Here is a 21195-nt window from a genome sequence, read left to right as displayed (position 1 = left end):
ACGTCGAGCCTTTCGCTCCGGCATGCCCTTGTTATTCAATGCGCCGCGGCAGGTTTGTGAAATTCTTCGCCGATGCCCATTTCGCGCAGCAGCTCGGCGCGGTCGTAATATTCGCGCCAGACCTTCACATGATCGCCCTCGACCTCGAGAATGCCGACCACGGGCACCTTGCCGTGATGGCCCTTGTACACGAACTCGTCGGTGCGCTCGATCACGACGACATCGCCGATGCGGCCGATATTGTGAATGTGCAGCGTGATGCTCTCGATGCCCGCACCCAGCGCGTTGATCCGCTCGGCGATCGCGGGGCGACCGTTGACCGGCTCGATCATCATCGAATGCAGCACGCCATCCTCGGCGAACAGATCGCCCACCAGCTTCCAGTCGCGGCGGTTCCAGGCGTCGATCATCTTTTCGACTACGGCAATCTTGGGGTCGGTCATTGAGCTCTCCTGTTTGGGGGCGGCGGGTGCCGGGGCGGTCTCGGCCAGCGCCGCGCCCGGCAGCATCAGGCCAGCGGCAACAGTCAGCGCCATCGCGGCGGAACGAAATCGATTCATGGCATCCTCCGGTTGATGCGGCCGGTGATCCCGGCCTGCACGCACGGTGTATCGCAAAGAGACTTGCGTAACCAGACCATTCTGCTATCCGAAGCAACAGGATCGAAAAAGCCAGGGAAGAGGCGAGGACATGGCCATGACAATCGAGCGGCTGCCCGCAATCCGCAGCACGCTTCAGCCGAGCAACCACCCCTATCTGACCGGTGCATGGACCCCGCAATATGAAGAGGTCAACGCTTATGACCTCGAGGTGATCGAGGGCGCGATCCCGGAGGATCTCGACGGCATTTATCTGCGCAATACCGAGAACCAGATTCACCAGCCGCTGGGCAGATATCACCCGTTCGATGGCGACGGCATGATCCACCAGATCGATTTCCGCCGCGGCAAGGCGCATTATCGCAACCGTTTCGTCCGCTCGCGCTGCTTCCAGGCGGAGCAGGAGGCGGGCGGATCGCTCTGGGGCGGCCTGCAGGACAAGCCCAGCCTGTCGCGCCGCCCCGGTTTCGGCGCGCATGGCAGCCTGAAGGACAGCGCCTCGACCGACATCATCGTCCATGCGGGCCAGGCGATCGCCACCTTCTACCAGTGCGGCGAAGGCTATGTGATGGACCCCGAAACGCTCGAGCAGCTGGGACCCGCGCCGTGGGTGCCGATCGACGGCATCTCGGCGCATCCCAAGGTCGACGACCGCACCGGCGAGCTCTTGTTCTTCAATTATTCCAAGCATGCGCCCTACATGCATTACGGCGTGGTCGATGCCGAAGGGCGGCTGAAGAATTACAGCCCGGTGCCGTTGCCAGGGCCGCGCCTGCCGCACGACATGGCGTTCAGCGAGAACTGGGCGATCCTCAACGATTTCCCGGTCTTCTGGGACGAGGGGCTGCTCGAGCACAACATTCATGCGGTGCGGCTGCACGATCTGCCCTCGCGCTTCGCGCTGGTGAACCGCAACGATCCATCAGACATCCGCTGGTTCGATGCCGCGCCGACCTATGTGCTGCACTGGCTGAACGCCTGGGAAGAGGGCGACGAGGTGGTGCTCGACGGCTATTTCCAGAACAATCCCACGCCCGATCCGCTGCCGCACGATGGCGGGCTGGGCGCGATGATGGCGCATATCGACGAGAACAGCTTCCGCCCCACGCTGCACCGCTGGCGCTTCAACCTTCGCACCGGCGAGACGCGCGAGCAGTCGCTGGGCGATCAGCTGGTCGAATTCGGCATGATCAACCAGCGCTATCTGGCGCAGCCCTATCGCTATGCCTATTCGACCACGACCAAGCCCGGCTGGTTCCTGTTCAACGGTTTCGTCAAGCACGACCTGGAAACGGGTGAATCGACCACGATAACGCTGCCCGAGGGGCGCTATGCTTCCGAAGCGCCCTTCGCCCCGCGCGTCGGCGCCGAGGACGAGGATGACGGCTATCTGGTGAGCTTCGTGATCGACGAGAACCAGGGCACGTCCGAGTGCATCATCATCGACTGCAAGCGCTTTGCCGATGGCCCCATCTGTCGCATCGCGCTGCCGCACAAGATCAGCAGCGGCACGCACTCGCACTGGGTCGAGCGCGAAGTGCTGGAACGCGACAAGGCCGCGCGGCGCGAACGGCTGATGGCGGCGGCGGCCTAACCCCCTAGCGCCGCCAGAACCGCCGCGCGCAGATCGGCGCGCACCACCTTGTTCATCGCATTGCGCGGCAGCGCGGGCAGCACCACCATCCGCTCGGGCCGCTTGAACACGGCAACCCCGGCCGCTGCCAGATGCGCGCCGAGCGCAGCGATATCGGGCGGGGTCACGCCCTCGTCGACGACCACCGCGACCGCAATCCTCTCGCCAAGGTCGTTGTCGGGAATACCCACGCTCGCCGCCTCGCGCACGTTCGGCAGGCTGACCAGCAGCTCGTCGATCTCCGCCGGCGAGATATTCACCCCGCCGCGCACGATGATCTCCTTCGATCGCCCGACAAAGCGGTAGAAGCGCGAGAGCGTACCGGTGCCCGCGATCTCGAACAGGTCGCCAGTGCGGAACCATTCGCCGTCGAAGCTCGCGGCATTGAGCTCGGGCGAGCGCCAATAGCCCGAGATGACCGTGCCCCCGGCGATATGCATCTCGCCGGGCTGGCCGGGTTCGGTGATGATCGTGCCCGTATCGGGATCGACCAGTCGGGTGCGAAGGACGGCGTGGACCGGGCTGTCCCATTCCACCCCCTCTGCGCCGAAGCGAGGGAAATAATGCGCGCGCTCGGCGCGGTCGGGCACGTCGCCGGGGGAGGACATCAAAGCCATGCCCTCGTTCGAGCCGAAGATGTTGCAGATCTCGATGCCATGGCTGTCGGCCCAGCCCTCGATCAGCCAAGGGGTGAGCGGGGCCGATCCGCTGCCGATCGCGCGCAGCGACGAAAGGTCCACCGAGGCGGTGATCTGCGGCTGCTTGAGCAAGGCGGTGAGCACCGCCGGCGGGGCGATGGTATAGGTCACGCGCTCCGCCGCAATCTGCTTCAGGAACACAGCCAGGTCGAACGGATGGTGAAGCACCATCGTGCCGCGCACCTCAATCCAGGGCAGCATCAGCCCGCCGATCGAGGCGATATTGACCAGCGGGAAGGGGTTGAGCAGCACATCGCCCGGCTGCATGCCGGTGCCCCAGACCACCACCTTGGCGTTGAGCAGCCAGTGGTTGTGATCGCGCGGCACGCCCTTGGGCCGCGCCTCGGTGCCCGAGGTCCAGCAGATGGTCAGCACTTCGCCCCCCGCGACCGGTTGCGTGGCGCACCAGTCGGCGACGCGGGCCGGATCTGCACTGGCGGCCAGGGCCTTGAGGTCGGTGCCGTGCGCCGCTGCGCCCATGGTCAGCAGCATCATCCCGGGGCGTTGGGCGATCAGCCCCGCCGCCATCGCCGCATAATCGTGACCATGGAATGCGGGCACGGTGACGAAGGCGCGGGCATCGGTGAGCGACAGGATATGGCCGAGCTCATGCTCGCGATACTGCATCACGATCGGGCTGATGATCAGCCCCAGCCGCGCGACCGCGAGGAACAGGATCACCGCATCGACGGTGTTTGGCAACTGCGCGCCAATCACGTCGTCGCGCTTCAGCCCGAGGGCGATCAGCGCGGCGGCCATGGCATCGACCCGGGCGTCGAGTTCGGTCCAGCTCAGCCGCTCGGGCGCGCATCCATCGAGCGTCTCGCGGTTGAGCGGATCGACCAGCGCGAGCGCATCGCCGCGTTCGGTCACCGCCTGGCGGAACAGCGCATCGACGCTTTTCCCCTCCCACCAGCCGCGTGCCTCAAAGTCCGCAATCCTCTCGGCCGGGGTCAGAAACATCGCTCTCTCCTGTCTGTGCTTTACAACTTTCATAAAGATACCTAAGCCCAAGGCAAGCCAGAGCTGCGGCGCGGAGTGCGATTATTCGGCTTCCAGAAGAGACGGCAGAAGGGGAGGGCGGGCATGACCTGCAGTGTCATTCAATGGGCCACCGGCGCGATGGGACGCACGGCGCTGCGCCGGATCATCGACGATCCCGCGCTCACGCTGGCAGGCGTGCATGTCTATTCCGAAGCCAAGGCGGGCAAGGACGCGGGCGAGATCGCGCGGCGACCGCTGACCGGGGTGCTGGCGACGCACGACCTGACACAGACGCTGGCGACCAAGGCCGATGTCGTGATCCACACCCCGCGCATCACCTTGCCCTATGACGCGCTGGTCCCCGATGTCGAGGCGCTGCTGCGATCGGGCAAGAATGTCATTTCGACCGCCGGTTTTCACTGGCCCGCCGCGCAGGGGCCGGACTATGCCGAGCGGCTGCATCGCGCCGCGATCGAGGGCGGGGCGACGCTGGCAGGCGTGGGGGTCAGCCCCGGCATGATCGTCGAGCGGATCGCGCTCGCGGCCACCGCGATGTCGGTCGAGATCGAGCATATCCGGGTCAGCGAGACCGTTGACGCCTCGGCCATGGCGAGCGCGGCCTTCGTCTTCGAGCTGATGGGGCTGGGCAGCGATCCTGCGGTGCGTGACATCCGCACCGGGCCGCTGGCAGAGCTGTATCGCGCGCTGTTCTCCGAAGTGCTGGTATTTGCCGGGTACCAGATGGGTACATCGGTTGAGCGAATCGAACCAGATCACCAGCTCACGCTCGCCCCGGCGGATATCGTCATTCCGGCGGGGACCATCCCCAAGGGCACGGTTGCCGCGACCGAATGGCGCTGGACCGCGCATTATGCGTGCGGCGCGCGCTTCACCCTGTCGATCCTGTGGACCGCCGATCCGGGCTTGCACGAAGGCGGGCGCGGGCATTGGGACGTGCGGATCGAGGGGCGGCCCAATATCCATCTGACCATGGACATTACCGAATCCGATCCCAACGCTCCGCCGTCGCGCGCGCTCACCGATGCGACGGTGGCGGTGGCGATCAACGCCATCCCCGCCGTGATCGCCGCGCCGCCCGGCCTGTTCGCCTTTCAGCCGCCCAGCGCGTGGAGGGCTTGCCCATGAGCGAGCCCTATCTCCACATTGCATTGCGCACCCCTCGCGGCAAGGCGCGGCCCGATGGCGGGCTCGCCGGGGAAACGCCGCACGGGCTCGTCGCGCATCTGGTCGATGCGATGGAGGCGCGGGGGCACGATCCGCGCGGGCGCGCCGAGCGGATGACGCTGGGCTGTGTCGGCCAGGTCGGCGCGCAGGGCGGGCATATCGCGCTGATAGCCAAGCTCAAGGCCGAGTTGCCTGATGGCGTCGCGGTGCACACGCTCAACAATTTCTGCGCCTCGGGCCTGTCGGCGGTGGGTGCGGCGGCGGCGGCGGTCGCCTCGGGCCAGGCGCAATGGGCGCTCGGCGGCGGGGTCGAGATGCTGTCGAAGGTCGCCTTCATGGCCGACAAGGCCGATTATTATACCGCGACCGACATGCCGCCCGACCGGCGCTATATCCAGGTCGCGCTCGCCGCCGATCTGCTCGCAGAGAAGGAGGGGATCACCCGCGATGAGCTCGATCAGGTCGCTTTGGTATCGCAGGCGCGTGCTGCTGCGGCCGAGGATAGGCCGGCCCTCATCGCCTCGCGCATCGCCGTGGCCGGGCTCGACCGCGAGGAGGCGGTGCGGCCGATGACGCTCGATCGGCTGCAATCCCTGCCGCCTGCCTTTCCGCCGCTGGCCGAGGCCTATCGCAGCCTGCTCCGCGACCGTCAGATCGACCATCGTCACACCGTCGCGCATGCGCCGCCGATGACCGACGGCGCGGCGCTGGCGCTGATTGGCCCGCGCGAGGGCGCGATCGCGCGGATCGTCGCGCATCAGGAGGTCGGCGGCGATCCCTGGGATTCGCTGACCGCCGGTTTTGCCGCGATGGACAAGGCGCTGGCCAAAGCGGGCCTAACGCTCGCGGACATGGACCGGATCGAGTTCATGGAGGCCTTCGCGGTCACCCACGCCAAGTTCCTGCGCGACCGCGCGCCCGATCCGGACCGGGTCAATGTCAGCGGCGGGCATGTCGCCAAGGGGCATCCCATGGGGGCGACCGGCGGCGTGCTGCTCTCGACCCTGATCGACGCGCTGACCGACTCGGGTGGCACGCTCGGCCTGGTCGTCGCGACCGGGGCGCAGGGCGTGGGCGTCGCAACCATAGTGGAGCGCATCTGAATGCTGATCGACAAACTGCGCCTGCCGGTGGTGGCCGCGCCGATGTTTCTGGTGTCCGGCCCCGAGATGGTGATCGCGGCGGCACGATCCGGCATTGTCGGGGCCTTTCCCACTCCCAATTGCCGCACGGCGGCGGACCTCGATGCCTGGATGACGCGCATCGCCGCAGAAACGGAAGGTTCGCCGGGTCTATGGGCGGCGAACCTCGTCACGCACAGCAGCAACCAGCGGCTCGCCGATGACCTCGCGCTGATCGCCAAGCACAAGCCGCCGATCGTGATTACGGCGCTCGGTAGTCCGGCCCCGGCGGTGGAAACGGTGCACGGCTATGGCGGCATCGTGCTGGCGGACGTGATTTCGGTGGCATTGGGGCGCAAGGCGGCGGCGGCGGGTGCGGACGGGCTGGTCTGCGTGTCGGCCGGGGCGGGCGGGCATACCGGCTTTCTCTCGCCCTTTGCCTTTATCACCGCTTTGCGCGCCGAGTTCGGCGGCATTATCTGCGTCGGCGGCGGGATAGCCGATGGCGCGGCGCTGGCGGGCGCGATCGCCGCTGGGGCGGACCTGGTCTATATGGGCACGCGCTTCCTCGCGGCGGAGGAGAGCATGGCGGTGCCCGGCTACAAGCAGATGGTGGTCGATAGCCATATCGAGGATCTGGTGGTCAGCCCGGCGATCACCGGCACGCCCGCGTCCTGGCTTATCCCCTCGCTGGTCGCCTGCGGCTATGATCCGAAGGACCTCGGCAAGCCCGCCACGCGCGATTATGGCGGTGACCCGCACGCCAAGTGGAAGGACCTGTGGGCGGCGGGTCAGGGGGTTGGCGCGGTGCGCAGCGTCGAGCCGGTGAGCGCGATTGTGAACGAGATCGAGGCAGGCTTTCGCGCCGCCGCCGAGCGGCTGGGCCAGCGCGCCGGAGCGCGCTGACCGAAACCCGGATCAGCCGCGCTTGGGCGGCATCGGGATGAAGCCCGAGGTGCGCGCGACATATTCGGCATAGCCCTCGCGCGTCTTGGCCAGGCGCTTTTCGACCGTTGGCGCGCCCGACCATTTCATCAGCGTCCAAGTGAGCAGCATCGGGCCGATAATCGCGGCCAGACCCGTCGCGGTCTCGGCCGCGATCAGCCACAGGCCCCACCAGGTGGTGGCATCGCCGAAATAATTGGGGTGGCGGGTATAGCGCCACAGGCCGCTGGTCATCAGCTTGCCCTGATTTTCGGGCTTTGCCTTGAACGCGACCAGTTGCGCATCGCCGATGGTCTCGAACGCGATGCCAAACAGCGCGATTCCCGCGCCGATATAACCCAGGGTGCCGACCGGCGGCGCGGCATCGATCTGGCCCAGCTGCACCGGCAGGCAGACGACGAACAGCAGCGGTGCTTGCGTCGCGAACACCAGCTGGCCCGAGGCGCGCGCGAAGCTCCAGCCCTTGTGCTGCTGCGCCTTGCCAAGCAGCGCCGAATAGCGCCGGTCCGGCCCATGGCTGCGCCAGCGCCAGAGCATGAATGTCCCCAGCCGCGCCGCCCACAGGCCGCAGATCGCCAGCAGCATCAGCATCCGCGTGGGATCGCCCTCGGCCTGTACATAGGTCGACGCTGCCATCACCAGCATCCCCCAGGCCCAGAAGCTGTCCACCGGGGTGACATCGCGCGTCCCCAGACAGATCAGCCAGAGCGCGACAAAGCATGCGCTGAGCACAGCCGCATTGATCGCTAGAATCGTCAGCATCCCGTTTTCTCCCGATTATGTATTGTATTCCAGCGCCCTAGCCGGTGATCGCGACACCTTCGTCCGGCGGATCGGCAAAGGCGCGCTCCACCCACTCGCGCCGTCCGTCGAGCACCGCGCGGCGGTTGATCGTGCCCTTGTCCGACAGCTCGTGTGCCGCCGGGTTGGGCGGGGTATCGTACAGCGCGACCCGGCGGATCACCGCGCCGCCGCGCGCCTCGCGATTATAGCCGCGCACCGCCTCGGCCACCGCTTCGAGCGTCGCACCGGGCTTCGGCCAGGCGAGCATCGCAAGATACGGCCTGCCGTCATCGGCCAGCACCAGATCGGCGATCAGCCCGTCACAGGCCTTGAGCAACTTCTCGCGCACGGCGCCGCCATAAACCCAGTTGCCATTGGCGAGCTTGAACTCCTCGGCCAGCCGCCCGGCAAAGGCGAGGCCCTGGCCGTAGTCACTCTCGTCATGGAACACCGCGACATCGCCGGTGCGGTAGAAGCCCTCGTCGTCGAACGCAGCGGCGGTCTTCTCGGGCTCGTCAAGATAGCCCTTCATCACATTGGGCCCGGCGAGCCGCACCTCGTAGCGCCCGTCGCACGGCACCAGCTTCAATGACAGGCCCGGCGCGGGCAGACCGATGCCGACGCGCGTTGCGGGGAAATGGATCGCCATGCAGCCTGAGACCGTCTCGGTCATGCCATAGCCGGTGGTCATGTGGATGCGGTGGCCGGTCTCGGCGATCGCCAGTTCCTGCAGTCGGTCGTACACCGGCTGGGGTAGGCCTGCGCCGCCATAGAGCATCAGCCGCATCTTGGCGAAGAAGCGCGCGCGCAGCTCGGCATCGTGCTCCATCGCCTCGACCAGCATCGCATAGCCGGTGGGGACGTTATTGAAATAGGCGACCGAAATCTCGCGCAGGTTGGCGATGGTCTGGTCGAACAGGCCGGGCAGCGGCTTGCCCGCGTCGATGTGCAGCGTGCCGCCCTCGAGCAGGCAGGTGCGCATCACCGAGGCACCGGCGGCATGGTGCCAGGGCAGCCAGTCGAGCATCACATCGTCCCAGCCTGCGGCCTTGCCGATCATGTCCAGCCCCTGCGCCCCGCACGCGGCGAGCGCGGTCAGGCTGTGCGGCACGATCTTGGGCAGGCCGGTCGAGCCCGAGGTCAGCATGTAGATCGCCGGGGCATCGGGATTGACGGCGGCGACGGCCGCATCGGCAACCGTGCCAGGATCGGTCGCGATGACATCGGCATAGGAAATGGCACCGGCGAAGGGCGCAGGATCGCTGCTGACGATGCGCGCGCCCGGCGCGACGGCAGCGAGCGCGGCGGCGATGGCGGCGTGCGGTTCGGCGAGGATCACCTCCGGCTGTGTCCGCGCGACGACATGGCGCAGCCGCGCATGATCGCCGCCCGCCAGCCCATAGGCGATGCTCACCGGCACGATGATCATGCCTGCCGCCCAGGCGGCAAAGGTCATCACCGCGACCGGAAGGCTGTTCTCGGCGATGATCAGCAGCCGCGTGCCGCGCGGGAAATTCTCGGCGAGCCAGCGCGTCGCGCCATCCATGTCGCGCTTGATCTGCGTGTAGCTGCGAAAGGCCCATGGCCCGTCCGCCCCGCGCCAGCCGATCGCCGGGGCATCGCCCTTGAGCGCCGCGCGCTCGGCAAAGGCGCGCGGGATGTTGGCGTCGAACGCGCGCAAGGGTACGCGGCTTTTCAGGATGATCGTGCCATCGGCGCGCCGTTCGACATCGAGGTCCACGGGCATGAACTCCGCCTCGCGAAAGGGCGCGTCGGCCAGCATCGTCATGGTCATGCCGCCGGCCGGTCAATCAGTTCCTTGACCTGGGCCGAATAAGGCTTGCCCGCCTTGATAGCATCGACCGTGGCGCGATCGAGATAATCGCGCCAGCCGATGATCTTGTCGCCCTGGTATTCGATGATCCCCGCATAGGGCGCGGCGACGCGGACGCCGTCGGTCGTCACATATTCGTCGACGCCCTCGACGAACAGCCGGTCGGCGGTCTCGGCATGCGCGAAGATGCGCCAGTTGACCTCGGCAATCGTCGATCCGAAGCGTTCGATGAAGGCGCGCGCCTCGGCCTTGCCGCGTGCGGGCGGGGCGATCGCGGCGGCATAATGCCAGACGACATCGTCGTGCAGCATGCCAAGCACGGCCTCGGCATCCTTGCGCGTCCAGGCGGCGATCAGTTTCTTGAACTGCTGGAAACGGGTGTCGCTCATGCTGCCTGCTCCACGATGAAGCTGACCGTGGTGGTCGTCGATCCGCCGATATTGAGCGTCTGCACGCGGCGCGCGCCCTCGACCTGATTGTCCGCCGCCTGGCCGGTGACTTGGCGGTGCGCATCGAGCAGCATGCGCACGCCCGTCGCGCCCACCGGATGGCCGAGCCCGATCAGCCCGCCCGAAGGATTGATCGGCAGCCTGCCGCCGATCTCGATATCGCCCGCTTCGACCGCCTTCCACGCCTCGCCCGGCGCGGTGAGGCCGAGATGGTCGATCGCCATATATTCGGTCATCGCGAAGCAATCGTGCGTCTCGACCGCATCGATCGCCTCCACTCCCGACACGCCTGCGCGGGCACGGGCATCGTCGATCGCGCGCTTGACCTGGGGGAAGACGTAAGCGCTGTCGCCCGCCATCCGGCGCTTGTCGCGATAGCCAAGCGCCGCCGACCGGTGCCCCCAGCCGGCGATGCGCGACAGCGACTCCATCGGGATGCCGCGCTTTGCCGCATATTCGCGGGCGCGCTTTTCGGAGGCGAGGAAGACGACGGCCGCGCCATCGGTCACCTGGCCGCAGTCGTTCTTGCGCGTGCGGCCCTCGACGACCGGATTGGCCTCGTCATCCTCGGTAAAGCTCTTGGGGCCGAACTGCCATTGCCGCGTCTGCGCGGCGGGGTTGCGACGGCCATTGGCGAAATTGATCTCGGCAATGCGGCCGAGATGATCATAGTTGAGGCCGTACAGCGCATCATATTCCTCGGCCAGGTCGGAAAAGGCGCGCGGCCAGAGGAACTGCGCATCGGCGAACTCGCGGCCCTGATAGGCGGCTGCGCCCAGATTTTCGGCCGCCTTCTGCCCGGGCACGTTGCGCATCATCTCGATGCCGACCACGCAGGCAAGGTCATAGCGCCCCGCCTCGATCTCGGCCGCGGCGGCGAGCACCGACACGCTGCCCGAGGCGCAGGCCGCTTCGTGGCGCGAGGTGGGCAGGCCGTCGAGCGCCGGGTCGACATAGGCGAAAAACCCGCCGAGCAGGCCTTGCCCGGCAAACAGGTCACCAACGAAATTGCCGACATGGCCGCTCTCGATCTCGTCGGCATCGAGCCGCGCCGCATCGAGTCCCTGGCGGACCGTCTCGACGAACCCGTCGCCTATCGAAAGCCCCTCGCGCGCCCAGTTGCGCGCAAAATCGCTCTGGTATCCGCCCAGCACATAAACCATCACGCCTCTCCTGCTTTGATGGTATGCTTATACAAGCTTAACCCATCGCGCAACTGGGGACGTGGTAATTCCCGCCACGCTGATCGGTGCTTGCCGCCGCCCTCCAGTCGATTATGCTTGCAGCTATGCTATCTGGCCTGTCCGCCATTGCCCTATTGCTCATGACGAGCGACGCTGGCGTGCAGCGGCGCTCCCTCGACGGCGAATGGCGCAAGATAACCGAAGCTGGCCGGGCCTGCGAGGTTAAGGTCATCCGCCAGCGCTTGCCCAAAGGCCTGGCAGCCTTGCAGGCAGAGCCAGCCTATCGCTTAGCCCGCAGGACGCCAGCAGAGAGGCGGCAGTGTTTCTACCGCCAACTCGGCATGAGCGACATCGAACAGTCGCTTCGAGAGGAACAGTTCCGGGGACGTTAGTCGCAGTGCGCGATTTGGCCGTTCCCTTCTCGCCAATCAGCTCTCGTCGTCATGCTCCTCGTCGCCCGGATAGGGCTTGGTCTTGAGCAGTCCGGCCAGATGCGCTGTGTTGGCGGCGAGCATGCGCGCGGTTTCGAACGTCGCTTCCGGGGTCTCGTCGAGGTCCTGGAAATCCGTGCTGCCCATCGCCTCGCCCACCCAGTAGCAGGCGGCCCCGGCGGGGATGGTGAAGCCGACATCGTTCAGCGCCTGGAACAGATCGGCAGAGATGCGGTGCGCGCCGTCCTCGTTGCCGACAATCGCCGCGACCGCGAGCTTGGAGAAGCTCGGCATCCGGCCCGTCTCGTCGGTCTCGTCCAGAAACGCGTCCATGCGTTCGAGCACGCGCTTGGCGATGCTCGACATCTGGCCCATCCAGATCGGCGTGCCGAAGATCAGGATGTCGGCGGCGAGGATCCGCTTGCGAAGATCGGGCCATTCGTCGCCTTCGCCCTCGTCCGAGCTGACGCCGGGCAGCACGTTGTAATCGGCGATGCGGATCGTCTCGGTCAGCTCGACCTCATGCTTGGAGAGCTGCGACGCGATCAGCTCGATCATCGCATCGGTCGACGAGCTCTCCTTGCCCGAGCGCTTGAGGGTACAGTTGATCGCGACGGCTTTGAGGGTCATGGGGGCTTCATCCTTATGCGGGGGTTCGAGGGGCTTACGAACCGGCCCGCATGAGGTTGCGCCCGTTCAAGTCAGAAGCGGTTGACCAGATTTTCGCAATATTCCTGTCGGCCCGATTTCGGCTCGGGCGCGCTGTTGGCGCTGACGGCACGGTCGGCAATGGCGGCCAGCGTGGTGCCCTCGGCATGGATCATCTGGCCCAGCTCGCCCTGCCATCCGGCATAGCGCTCGGCACGGAAGGCCTCGAGCCGCCCGTCCTCGATGATCGCGGCGGCGCGTAGCAGCGAGCGGGCGATGGTATCGACCCCGCCGATATGGCCGTGGAACAGGTCCGCCGCGTCGATCGACTGGCGGCGCACCTTGGCGTCGAAATTGAAGCCGCCATTGCCCAGGCCGCCGGCGCGTAGCACCTCGAGCATCGCCAGCGTCAGTTCCTCGACCGAATTGGGGAACTGGTCGGTATCCCAGCCATTTTGCGGGTCGCCGCGATTGGCGTCGATCGAGCCCAGGATGCCGAGCGCGCGCGCCATGGCGATTTCGTGCTCGAAGGTATGGCCGGACAGGGTGGCGTGGTTGGCCTCGATATTGACCTTGACCTCGTTCTCCAGCCCGAAGCGCTTGAGGAACGCATAGACGGTCTGCGTGTCGAAATCATATTGGTGCTTGGTCGGCTCGTGCGGCTTGGGTTCGATCAGGATCGTGCCGGTAAAGCCGATGCGGTGCTTGTGATCGACCACGAGGCTGAGGAACCGGCCGAAATTCTCCTGCTCGGTGCCGATCTCGGTGTTGAGGATCGAATCATAGCCCTCGCGCCCGCCCCAGAGCACGTAGTTCGCGCCGCCCAGCCGATGCGTCGCCTCGAGCGCATCGCGCACTTGGGATGCTGCCCAGGCATAGACTTCCGGGTCGGGGTTGGTCGCCGCGCCCGCCATGTAGCGCGGGTGGCTGAACAGGTTGGCGGTGCCCCAGAGCAGCTTGCGACCATGCTGCGCCTGCAACGCCTCGAGATGATCGACGGCCTCGGCAAAGCTGCTGCGGAAATCGCCGATATTCTCGGCATCGGCCATCACGTCGACATCGTGGAAGCAGTAGAAGGGCAGGTCGAGCTTCTCGACAAAGGCGAGCGCTGCCTCGCGCTTGGCGGCGGCGTTTGTCGCATCCATCGGCCCTTGCAGCCAGGGGCGGTTGAAGGTGCCCGCGCCGAACACGTCGCTGCCCGGCCAGCAGAAGGTGTGCCACATGCACACGGCGAAGCGCAGATGGTCCTCCATCCTTTTGCCCATCACCACCCGGTCCTTGTCGTACCAGCGATAGGCGAGGTCATTGGCGCTATCGGGTCCCTCGTAACGGACGGTATCGAAGGCGGCGAAATATTCGGCGGACATGGGGATTTCCTCTCAGATCGTTCTTATGGCGGAATAGGCGGCGCGGAACCGGGCCAGCTTGGGCGCCAGCCGCTCGGCAAGCTCGGGATCGGGCGCGATGCTCTCGCGCACCGGTGGGCGGGTGCAGATGCTGGCAGGATCGGCCCCGGTCGCGGCAATCTGCGCCAGCCGCGCCGCGCCCAGGGCCGGGCCGACCTCGCCGCCGTCGAGATAATCGAGACGGACATCGAGCGCAGATGCAATGATACGGCCCCACCAGGCTGATCGCGCGCCGCCGCCGATCACCGACAGGCTCTCGATCCGCGTTCCGGCGGCCTGAAGCGCGGCCAGGCCATCGGCATGCGCGAAGGCGACGCCCTCCAGCACCGCCGCCGCCATGCGCCCCGGGCTGCTGTCGTGACCAAGGCCCAGGAACGCGCCGCGCACATGCGGGTCGTTGTGCGGGGTGCGCTCGCCCGAAAGGTAGGGCAGGAACAGCTCGTTGCCCTGGTCTGCGCCTTCCGCTTCTGCTGCGGCGAGCAGATCGGGCACGGTGAGGTGCATCATCGCCGCCGCCCAGTCGAGGCAGACAGCGGCGGACAGGTGCACGCTCATCTGGTGCCACAGGCCCGGCAGGCAGTGGCAGAAGGCATGGACCGCGCCGCCGGGATTGGCGCGCAGGCGATCGGTGGCGACGAAGATCACGCCCGAGGTGCCGAGCGAGAGTAGCGCATCGCCATCGCGCACTACTCCGACGCCGACCGCGCCTGCGGCATTGTCGCCCGCGCCGCCTGCCACCGGCACGCTCGCCATGCCCCAGCGCGCGGCGACATCGGGCCGGAGCTTTCCGCCAATTTCGCTGCCCTCGACCAGGCTGGGCATGTGCGATCGGTCGAGCCCAGTCGCGCCAAGCAGCTCATCCGACCAGTCGCGTTTCGCCACATCGAGCCAGAGCGTGCCCGCGCTGTCGGACATGTCGCTGATTTTTTCGCCGGTCATCAGCAACCGGACATAGTCCTTGGGCAGCAGCACGCTGCGCGTCGCGGCGAAGATGTCCGGCTCGTGTGCGCGCACCCAGGCGAGCTTGGGTGCGGTGAAGCCGGGCATTGCGATATTGCCCGCAATGGCGCGCAGATCGGGAACGGCGGCTTCCAGCGCCGCACATTCGGCATGGCTGCGGCCATCGTTCCACAGGATCGCGGGGCGCAGCGGGCGATCGTCCGCGCCCAGCAGAGTCGCGCCGTGCATCTGGCCTGCAAGGCCCACCGCCTCCACCCGCGCGCGCAGGTCGGCGGGCAGCGCGAGCACTGCCGCCTGGGTGGCATTCCACCAGGCCGCCGGGTCTTGTTCGGACCAGAGCGGGTGCGGGCGCTGCACGGTGAGGGCAGAGCTGGCCTGGGCGATGACATGACCCTTCGCGCCCAGCAATACCGCCTTGACCCCTGAAGTGCCGATGTCGATGCCAAGAAACACGTTGTTTATCCTCTCCGATCTTCATGATAGCGCTACCACAAGATGAAAGACAAGCGGTCATTTCGCCTCACGTCCGGCAGGCCGGATGCACGCCGCTGCGCCTTGTCGCCACGCGCCAACCGCCCTAGGCATGCAGCATGAACAACGGCATCCAGGAAGAACCAAGGGGCAGGCGCGCAAGGCGGCGGGGCGGGCCAGGCCCCACGCTTGCCGATGTCGCGCGGCTGGCGGGCGTCTCGCCTATGACCGTATCGCGCGTCGTCAATGACAGTGCACGGATCACTCAAGCCAGCCGTGACAAGGTCGAACAAGCTATCCGCGATCTGGGCTATGTACCGAATCAGGCGGCGCGCTCGTTGGCCGGGGCGAGGCAGCATCGCCTTGCGCTGGTTTACGAAAATCCCAGCGCAGCCTTTCTCAGCGAATTGCTGCTTGGCTGTTTGGAGCAGGCGGGCGAGTGCGATGCGGTCCTGTTGCTCGAGTCGTTTCGTGCCGACGAAGAGGTGACCGATCTCGTCGCCCGGCTGCAGCGCCATCGGGTCGAGGGCGTCCTTCTGCCCGCGCCGCTTTGCGACGACTCGACGCTGGTCGACGGACTTGCAGCGGGTCATCTGGCCGTGGCTCGAATTGCCGCTACTCAGGCCATGGCTGGTGCGCTGAGTGTTGGCATGGATGACGAAGCAGCCGCAAGGGACATGACAAGCCATCTGCTGGCGCTCGGTCACCGCCGGATCGGGTTCATTGCCGGATCGGACCGCTTTCCGATGAGTGCACGGCGGCGGGCCGGGTTTTGCCGTGCCCTGCAGCAGGCCAACCTCGCAGCCGATCCGGCGATGATCGCGACGGGCGACTATACGTTCCGCTCGGGCATGGAGGCCGCTCAGGCGCTGCTGGCATCCGCAAATCCTCCCAGCGCTATCTTCGCCAGCAATGACGACATGGCGGCAGGCGCAATGGCTACCGCCCATCGCCTCGGGCTCGAAGTGCCGCGCGCATTGTCGATTTGCGGCTTCGATGATACCGCCATGGCCCGCGCCGTCTGGCCTGAACTCACCACCGTCCGGCAGCCGGTTTCGAACATGGCGCGCGAGGCCACGATCCTTCTCGTGCGTTATCTTGCAAGCCCTGCGGAATTCGCTTCCCACGACCTACCAGACCTGCGGCTGGGGCACGAGATCGTGGTGCGGGCATCGACCACCCGCCATGTGACTTGACTTCCCCCTCCCGGGCATCATGGTAGCGCTCACAAAGACAATGTGGGAAGGGGAAGCGGGGCATGGAAACCCATCAACGCGCACGATCATCGGTCCTCCTTATCGTGGCTGTGGCCACGATAGGCGGGTTCATGTTCGGCTATGATTCGGGCGCAATCAACGGCACGCAGGATGGCCTTCGCGCCGCTTTTGGTCTGAGCGATACGGAACTTGGCCTGACCGTCAGCGCCTTGCTTCCCGGCTGCGCACTGGGTGCTTTCCTGGCAGGCAGATTTGCCGACCTGTGGGGGCGGCGGCGGGTCATGATGATCGCCGCGATCCTCTTTGTCCTTACGGCCTTGCTGTCGGGAATGGCATGGTCCGCTCCGGTGCTTGCACTCGCGCGATTCCTTGCCGGGGGAGCGGTTGGCGCGGCCAGCGTCCTGTCGCCAGCCTATATCAGCGAAGTGACGCCTGCGCCGGTGCGCGGGCGATTGGCCAGCATCCAGCAAGTCATGATCATCTCCGGCCTGACCGGAGCGTTCCTGTGCAACTATGCACTGGCCGCGGCGGCCGGTTCGTCGCTCGATCTCATTGGCGGCCATGCTGCGTGGCGCTGGATGTTCTGGGTGCAGGCCGCACCGGGCCTGCTGTTCCTCGTCAGCCTGGCCTTCATCCCGGAAAGTCCCCGCTATCTGGTGGCACGACGCCGGCTGGAAGAAGCCGAAGCGGTGCTGACCAAGCTCTTCGGCGCAGCCGAGGCGCGGGCCAAGGTGGATGAAATCGCGGGCTCGCTCGACATGGATCATACCCCCAGCCTCGATGATCTCAAGCAGCCTGGTGGCGGATGGCGGCCGATCATCTGGGTCGGCATAGGTCTGGCCGTGTTCCAGCAGCTCGTCGGGATCAACGTGGTCTTCTATTACGGTGCCGTGCTGTGGCAGGCGGTCGGTTTCAGCGAAGCCGATGCGCTGAAGATCAATATCCTTACGGGCGCTGTGTCGATCTTGGCCTGCCTTGTCTCCATCGGACTTGTTGATAGGATTGGAAGGCGGCCGTTACTGCTCGTCGGATCGGGGGGAATGGCAGCCACGCTCGGTATTCTTGCCTGGTGCTTTGCCCAGGCGCACATGGAAGGCGGCAATGTCGTGCTGCCGGCGGGCGTGGGGCTGACCGCACTGGTTTCAGCCAATGTCTATGTTGCCTTTTTCAACCTCAGCTGGGGGCCGGTCATGTGGGTGATGCTGGGGGAAATGTTTCCCAATCAGATCCGCGGTTCGGCGCTGGCGGTCGCAGGTGCGGCCCAATGGCTTGCCAATTTCGCGGTAAGCTCCAGCTTTCCATGGCTGGCGCATAGCGTTGGCTTGCCAGCTACCTATGGTGCCTATGCCGCGTGCGCGCTGGTGTCGCTGGTCTTCGTTGCTGCAACGGTTCGCGAAACCAAGGGTCTCGAGCTGGAGCAGATGCCAGGATAGGGGGCAGCGGACGCTGCCCCATGGCACTTATCCGCGTGCGTCTTCCAGGATCAGTTCGGACGCGCGCTGGGCCAGTGCGATCGCCGGGCCATTGGTGTTGCCCGAGACCGGGGTCGGCATGATCGAGCAATCGACCACGCGCAGACCTTGCAGGCCGTGTACGCGGCAGCGCGCATCGACGACCGAATTGGCCGCGTCGGTGCCCATCGAGCAGGTGCCGGTGCCGTGCAGGCCGCATTCGGTCATCTTGCGCACCTCGGGGATCAGCGCGTCCTCGTCCTGGATCGCGGCGCCGGGCATGCGCTCATCGCCGATATAGGGCGCGAGTGCAGGCATGCTGGCAAGCCTGCGGAACAAGTGGAACAGCTCGAGCGCCTTGTGCTGGTCATAGGGATCGGACCACATGTTCGGGTCGACCACCGGCGCGTCGCGATGGCTGGGCGAGGTGAGCGTGACCGTGCCGCGGCTCTTCGGACGCAGGTGGTAGCCCGAGAAGGTGAGGCCGGGCCGGTCGGTGAGCGGGCTGCCCGGGCGCTCGGCCATCTCGTTGATCGTGCGCATCGCAAAGGGTGCGGCGGCGACCTGGAACTCGGGCCAGTCGTCGAGCCCTTCGGTCGAGATCAGCCCGGTGATCGGCATGCCGACGCGCGCCAGCGGGCCGGTGCGGGTGAGGAAATAGCGGATCGCGTTGCGATAAAGCCGCCAGCCGAGGAACTCGCGGTTGTTGCCGGGATTGTTGTGCAGGTCGAACGACACGCCCATCTTCTGGTGGTCGGCGAAATTCTGGCCCACCGCCGCCAGTTCGTGCGCGACCGCAATGCCCAGCCGCTGCAATTCCGCGCCGGGGCCGATCCCTGACAGCTGGAGCAGTTGCGGCGAGCCATAGACGCCCGCGCTGACGATGACCTCTCCCGCCTGGTGCGTCTCTTCCACGCCCTCGCGCTCGGTCACGACGCCGGTGACGCGCCCCTCGGCGATGGTCAGCCGCTTGACCGCGACCGGGTGGATCACGGTGAGGTTGGGGCGGTGGCGGATCGGTTCGACAAACGCCTCATAGGTCGACTGGCGCTGGCCGGCGCGGTCGACGGTATATTGCGATCGGCCCGCACCGGTGATGCAGGGCGTGGTGATGTCATCCACCCAGGGCATGCCGCCTTGCGCAAAGGCACCGGCCAGCGCGTCGAATACCGGACCCTTGTAGTCCGAAGGGGTGATCTGCTGCTCGCCGTCATGGCCGCGGCCCGGATGCGCGCCAGGAGCGCGATAATTCTCGACCGTGCGGATGCAGCGCGCCATCTCGTCCCAGCCCCAGCCGGTCAGGCCCATCGCCGCCCAGCCGTCATAATCGCCGGGCATGCCGGGCAGATACCAGGTGCCGTTGATCGCCGAGGAGCCACCCAGGCCCCGGCCATAGGCGTGCATTTCCTGCCGCCGCCCCGGCTGCTGCGCGACCGGATAGGCGCGGAAATAGGCGGGATTGCCCATGATCTTGACGAAGCCGCCCGCCATCAGGATGAACGGATGGTCGTTGCGCCCGCCATCCTCGATCAGGAGCACCTGATGACGCGGATCGGCGCTGAGCCGGTTGGCGAGCACGCAACCCGACGAGCCAGCGCCCACGATGATATAGTCGAACCGGGCCAAGCCCCTCTCCCCTGGCAGCGCTGCTGAAAACGAGCGCAAAATCTAGAACTGTTGTTCTGATTTTTTCAACACCAGCCTTGACCCGCTGTCAAGCGACAATTAGAAACATCATTCTAATTAAGCGAGGAGAGAGTGATGCTTCCGGTTGAACGTATCATCGGAGAAGAGGGGCTGAGTGCGACGCCCGAAGGGCTGCGCCTGGCCATGCGCCTGCCGTGGTACAGGTCGCTGCCGTTTTCCATTGTCGAGATCGATTCGGTGCACATCGACGGTGCGCCAGTGGACCTCTCCGATGCCAAGGTCGAGTTCGACGGTTCGGTATGGCCGCTCAAGGAACTGGGCGAGCAGACCAATGCCTTCTGGTTCGTGCGCGACAGCGCCTTCCTGCACATCCCCGATCAGGGCATCGCGCCCGGCACCGAGCATGAGGTGGCACTGAGCATGTTCATTAGCCCGCCCTACATCCCCGGAATGAAGCGCGCCAACACCCAGACGCAGACGCTGCGCGTCGCCTGAAGGACATCGTCATGACCACCACTGCCACCAGCACCGGCCCGCAGACCGGCGTCACGCTCTATTCGTTCACCAATGCCTGGCTCAACCGCAAGTTCGAGCTCGATGGCCTGCTCAAGGAAGTCGCCCGGCGCGGCATGGGGCCGAATATCGAGATCATCGGCTTTCAGAATTTCCGCGAATTCCCCGATGTGTCGGACGAGTTCGCCGAACAGTTCAAGCAGATGATGGCCGAAGCCGGGCTCAACGCCACCTCATGCGCGATCAATTCGGACCGTTTCCTGCGTCCGGGCGCGCAGCCGATCGACGATGCGACCCTGGTCGAATATCACAAGCGCCAGCTGCGCTCGGCCAAGAAGATGGGCTTTAGCCTGGTGCGCTATCAGTTCGCGCTGCCGGTCGAGCTGCTGCCTGAGATCGCGCCTTATGCCGAAGAGCTCGACATCCGCATGGGTGTGGAAGTGCACGCGCCGATGTGGGCAGGTCACCCCGCCGTCCAGGCCTATGGCGAGATGTACGACAAGCTGAACACGCCCTATCTCGGCTGGATTCCCGATTTTGGCGGGACGGCGAGCCGAATTCCCGAATCGATGCTCAATGCCGCTCGCGCAAAGGGCGCGAAGGAAAGCCTACTCGACAAGCTGAAAGAGGTCTGGGTCGAGCCGGGCATGAGCCATGAAAAGGCCGGTCGCCTGCGCGAATGGGCGCTGAAGGAAGGGCATGAGCCCGATCATATCCAGGCCGCCAGCCTCGCCTTCTTCATCCTGTCGAACCACGATCCCAAGAGCTGGGCGGCGCTGGTCGACCGCACCATCCATATCCATGGCAAGTTCTACGGCATGGGCGATGACGGCCGCGAGGAAGCGATCGACTATGAAACCATCCTGCCGCTGTTCCGCGACGGCGGCTTTACCGGCACGCTGGTGAGCGAATGGGAAGGCCATGCCTATCTGCCCGATGACGGCTTCGAGCAGGTCGAAAAGCACCAGGCGATGTGCCGCCGGATATTCGCCGGGCACTGATCGCGAAGGAATCACGAAAAAGGGGGCGCGGGCCA

The 21195-nt window shown here is 66.1% G+C and carries 18 protein-coding genes; 8 read left to right on the top strand and 10 right to left on the bottom strand.

Annotated elements, in window-relative coordinates; genetic code table 11:
- Positions 1-35 precede the first annotated feature (35 nt).
- Positions 36-560, bottom strand: coding sequence for a nuclear transport factor 2 family protein (locus FG486_RS04230; protein WP_181266551.1), 525 nt, complete (start codon positions 558-560; stop codon positions 36-38).
- 130 nt (positions 561-690) lie between these two features.
- On the opposite strand from FG486_RS04230, the gene FG486_RS04225 reads away from it, so the two are divergent.
- Positions 691-2193, top strand: a complete 1503-nt coding sequence (locus FG486_RS04225; RefSeq protein ID WP_241695576.1) for a carotenoid oxygenase family protein — start codon at positions 691-693, stop codon at positions 2191-2193.
- On the opposite strand, the gene FG486_RS04220 is transcribed toward FG486_RS04225, so the two are convergent.
- On the bottom strand, positions 2190-3893 hold the full coding sequence (locus FG486_RS04220) for a class I adenylate-forming enzyme family protein (protein WP_181266550.1): 1704 nt from the start codon (positions 3891-3893) through the stop codon (positions 2190-2192). The two genes, FG486_RS04225 and FG486_RS04220, sit on opposite strands and share 4 nt — an antisense overlap.
- 123 nt (positions 3894-4016) lie before the next feature.
- On the opposite strand from FG486_RS04220, the gene FG486_RS04215 reads away from it, so the two are divergent.
- Genes FG486_RS04215 through FG486_RS04205 form a run of 3 tightly spaced genes read left to right on the top strand, consistent with a single transcriptional unit; the run spans position 4017 to position 7126 of the window.
- Positions 4017-5060 carry an NAD(P)H-dependent amine dehydrogenase family protein gene (locus FG486_RS04215; RefSeq protein ID WP_181266549.1) on the top strand — a complete coding sequence of 348 codons (1044 nt, stop codon included), beginning with the start codon at positions 4017-4019 and terminating at the stop codon, positions 5058-5060.
- Positions 5057-6202: a thiolase family protein gene (locus FG486_RS04210; protein ID WP_181266548.1), complete on the top strand. Its 1146-nt coding sequence runs from the start codon at positions 5057-5059 to the stop codon at positions 6200-6202. The genes FG486_RS04215 and FG486_RS04210 overlap by 4 nt, the downstream gene beginning before the upstream one ends.
- On the top strand, positions 6203-7126 hold the full coding sequence (locus FG486_RS04205; protein WP_181266547.1) for an NAD(P)H-dependent flavin oxidoreductase: 924 nt from the start codon (positions 6203-6205) through the stop codon (positions 7124-7126).
- Between the two features lie 12 nt (positions 7127-7138).
- Here the strand turns inward: FG486_RS04205 and FG486_RS04200 are convergent, their stop codons facing one another.
- From FG486_RS04200 to xylB, 7 genes are all read right to left on the bottom strand, one after another.
- Entirely contained in the window at positions 7139-7927 is a 789-nt protein-coding gene (locus FG486_RS04200; RefSeq protein WP_181266546.1) for a DUF1295 domain-containing protein, read from the bottom strand.
- Between the two features lie 37 nt (positions 7928-7964).
- A complete protein-coding gene (locus FG486_RS04195; protein ID WP_241695575.1) occupies positions 7965-9743 on the bottom strand; it encodes an AMP-binding protein in 1779 nt (592 codons plus the stop codon).
- Complete coding sequence (locus tag FG486_RS04190) at positions 9740-10171, bottom strand: nuclear transport factor 2 family protein (RefSeq protein ID WP_181266545.1); 432 nt, start codon at positions 10169-10171, stop codon at positions 9740-9742. The genes FG486_RS04195 and FG486_RS04190 overlap by 4 nt, the downstream gene beginning before the upstream one ends.
- Positions 10168-11394, bottom strand: a complete 1227-nt coding sequence (locus FG486_RS04185; RefSeq protein ID WP_181266544.1) for an acetyl-CoA acetyltransferase — start codon at positions 11392-11394, stop codon at positions 10168-10170. Before FG486_RS04185 ends, FG486_RS04190 begins: the two co-directional genes overlap by 4 nt.
- A gap of 449 nt (positions 11395-11843) precedes the next feature.
- Entirely contained in the window at positions 11844-12476 is a 633-nt protein-coding gene (locus FG486_RS04180; protein ID WP_181266543.1) for a flavodoxin family protein, read from the bottom strand.
- 71 nt (positions 12477-12547) lie between these two features.
- A complete protein-coding gene (gene xylA, locus FG486_RS04175; protein WP_181266542.1) occupies positions 12548-13861 on the bottom strand; it encodes a xylose isomerase in 1314 nt (437 codons plus the stop codon).
- Between the two features lie 12 nt (positions 13862-13873).
- On the bottom strand, positions 13874-15313 hold the full coding sequence (xylB, locus tag FG486_RS04170; RefSeq protein WP_181266541.1) for a xylulokinase: 1440 nt from the start codon (positions 15311-15313) through the stop codon (positions 13874-13876).
- A gap of 137 nt (positions 15314-15450) precedes the next feature.
- Here xylB and FG486_RS04165 point away from each other — a divergent pair, with 137 nt between their 5' ends.
- Positions 15451-16527, top strand: coding sequence for a LacI family DNA-binding transcriptional regulator (locus FG486_RS04165; protein ID WP_181266540.1), 1077 nt, complete (start codon positions 15451-15453; stop codon positions 16525-16527).
- Positions 16528-16589: 62 nt separating this feature from the next.
- Positions 16590-17981, top strand: a complete 1392-nt coding sequence (locus tag FG486_RS04160; protein ID WP_181266539.1) for a sugar porter family MFS transporter — start codon at positions 16590-16592, stop codon at positions 17979-17981.
- Between the two features lie 27 nt (positions 17982-18008).
- On the opposite strand, the gene FG486_RS04155 is transcribed toward FG486_RS04160, so the two are convergent.
- Complete coding sequence (locus FG486_RS04155; protein ID WP_181266538.1) at positions 18009-19625, bottom strand: GMC family oxidoreductase; 1617 nt, start codon at positions 19623-19625, stop codon at positions 18009-18011.
- Positions 19626-19760: 135 nt separating this feature from the next.
- On the opposite strand from FG486_RS04155, the gene FG486_RS04150 reads away from it, so the two are divergent.
- Positions 19761-20141 carry a C-glycoside deglycosidase beta subunit domain-containing protein gene (locus FG486_RS04150; protein WP_181266537.1) on the top strand — a complete coding sequence of 127 codons (381 nt, stop codon included), beginning with the start codon at positions 19761-19763 and terminating at the stop codon, positions 20139-20141.
- An 11-nt stretch (positions 20142-20152) separates the two neighbouring features.
- Positions 20153-21160, top strand: a complete 1008-nt coding sequence (locus FG486_RS04145; protein WP_181266536.1) for a sugar phosphate isomerase/epimerase family protein — start codon at positions 20153-20155, stop codon at positions 21158-21160.
- Positions 21161-21195 lie beyond the last annotated feature (35 nt).

The sequence above is a fragment of the Blastomonas ursincola genome (assembly GCF_013607875.1).
Classification (GTDB): Bacteria; Pseudomonadota; Alphaproteobacteria; order Sphingomonadales; family Sphingomonadaceae; genus Blastomonas; species Blastomonas ursincola.
The sequence above is the reverse complement of the archived record's forward strand: the minus strand, read 5'-3'. Positions and strand labels throughout refer to the sequence as shown.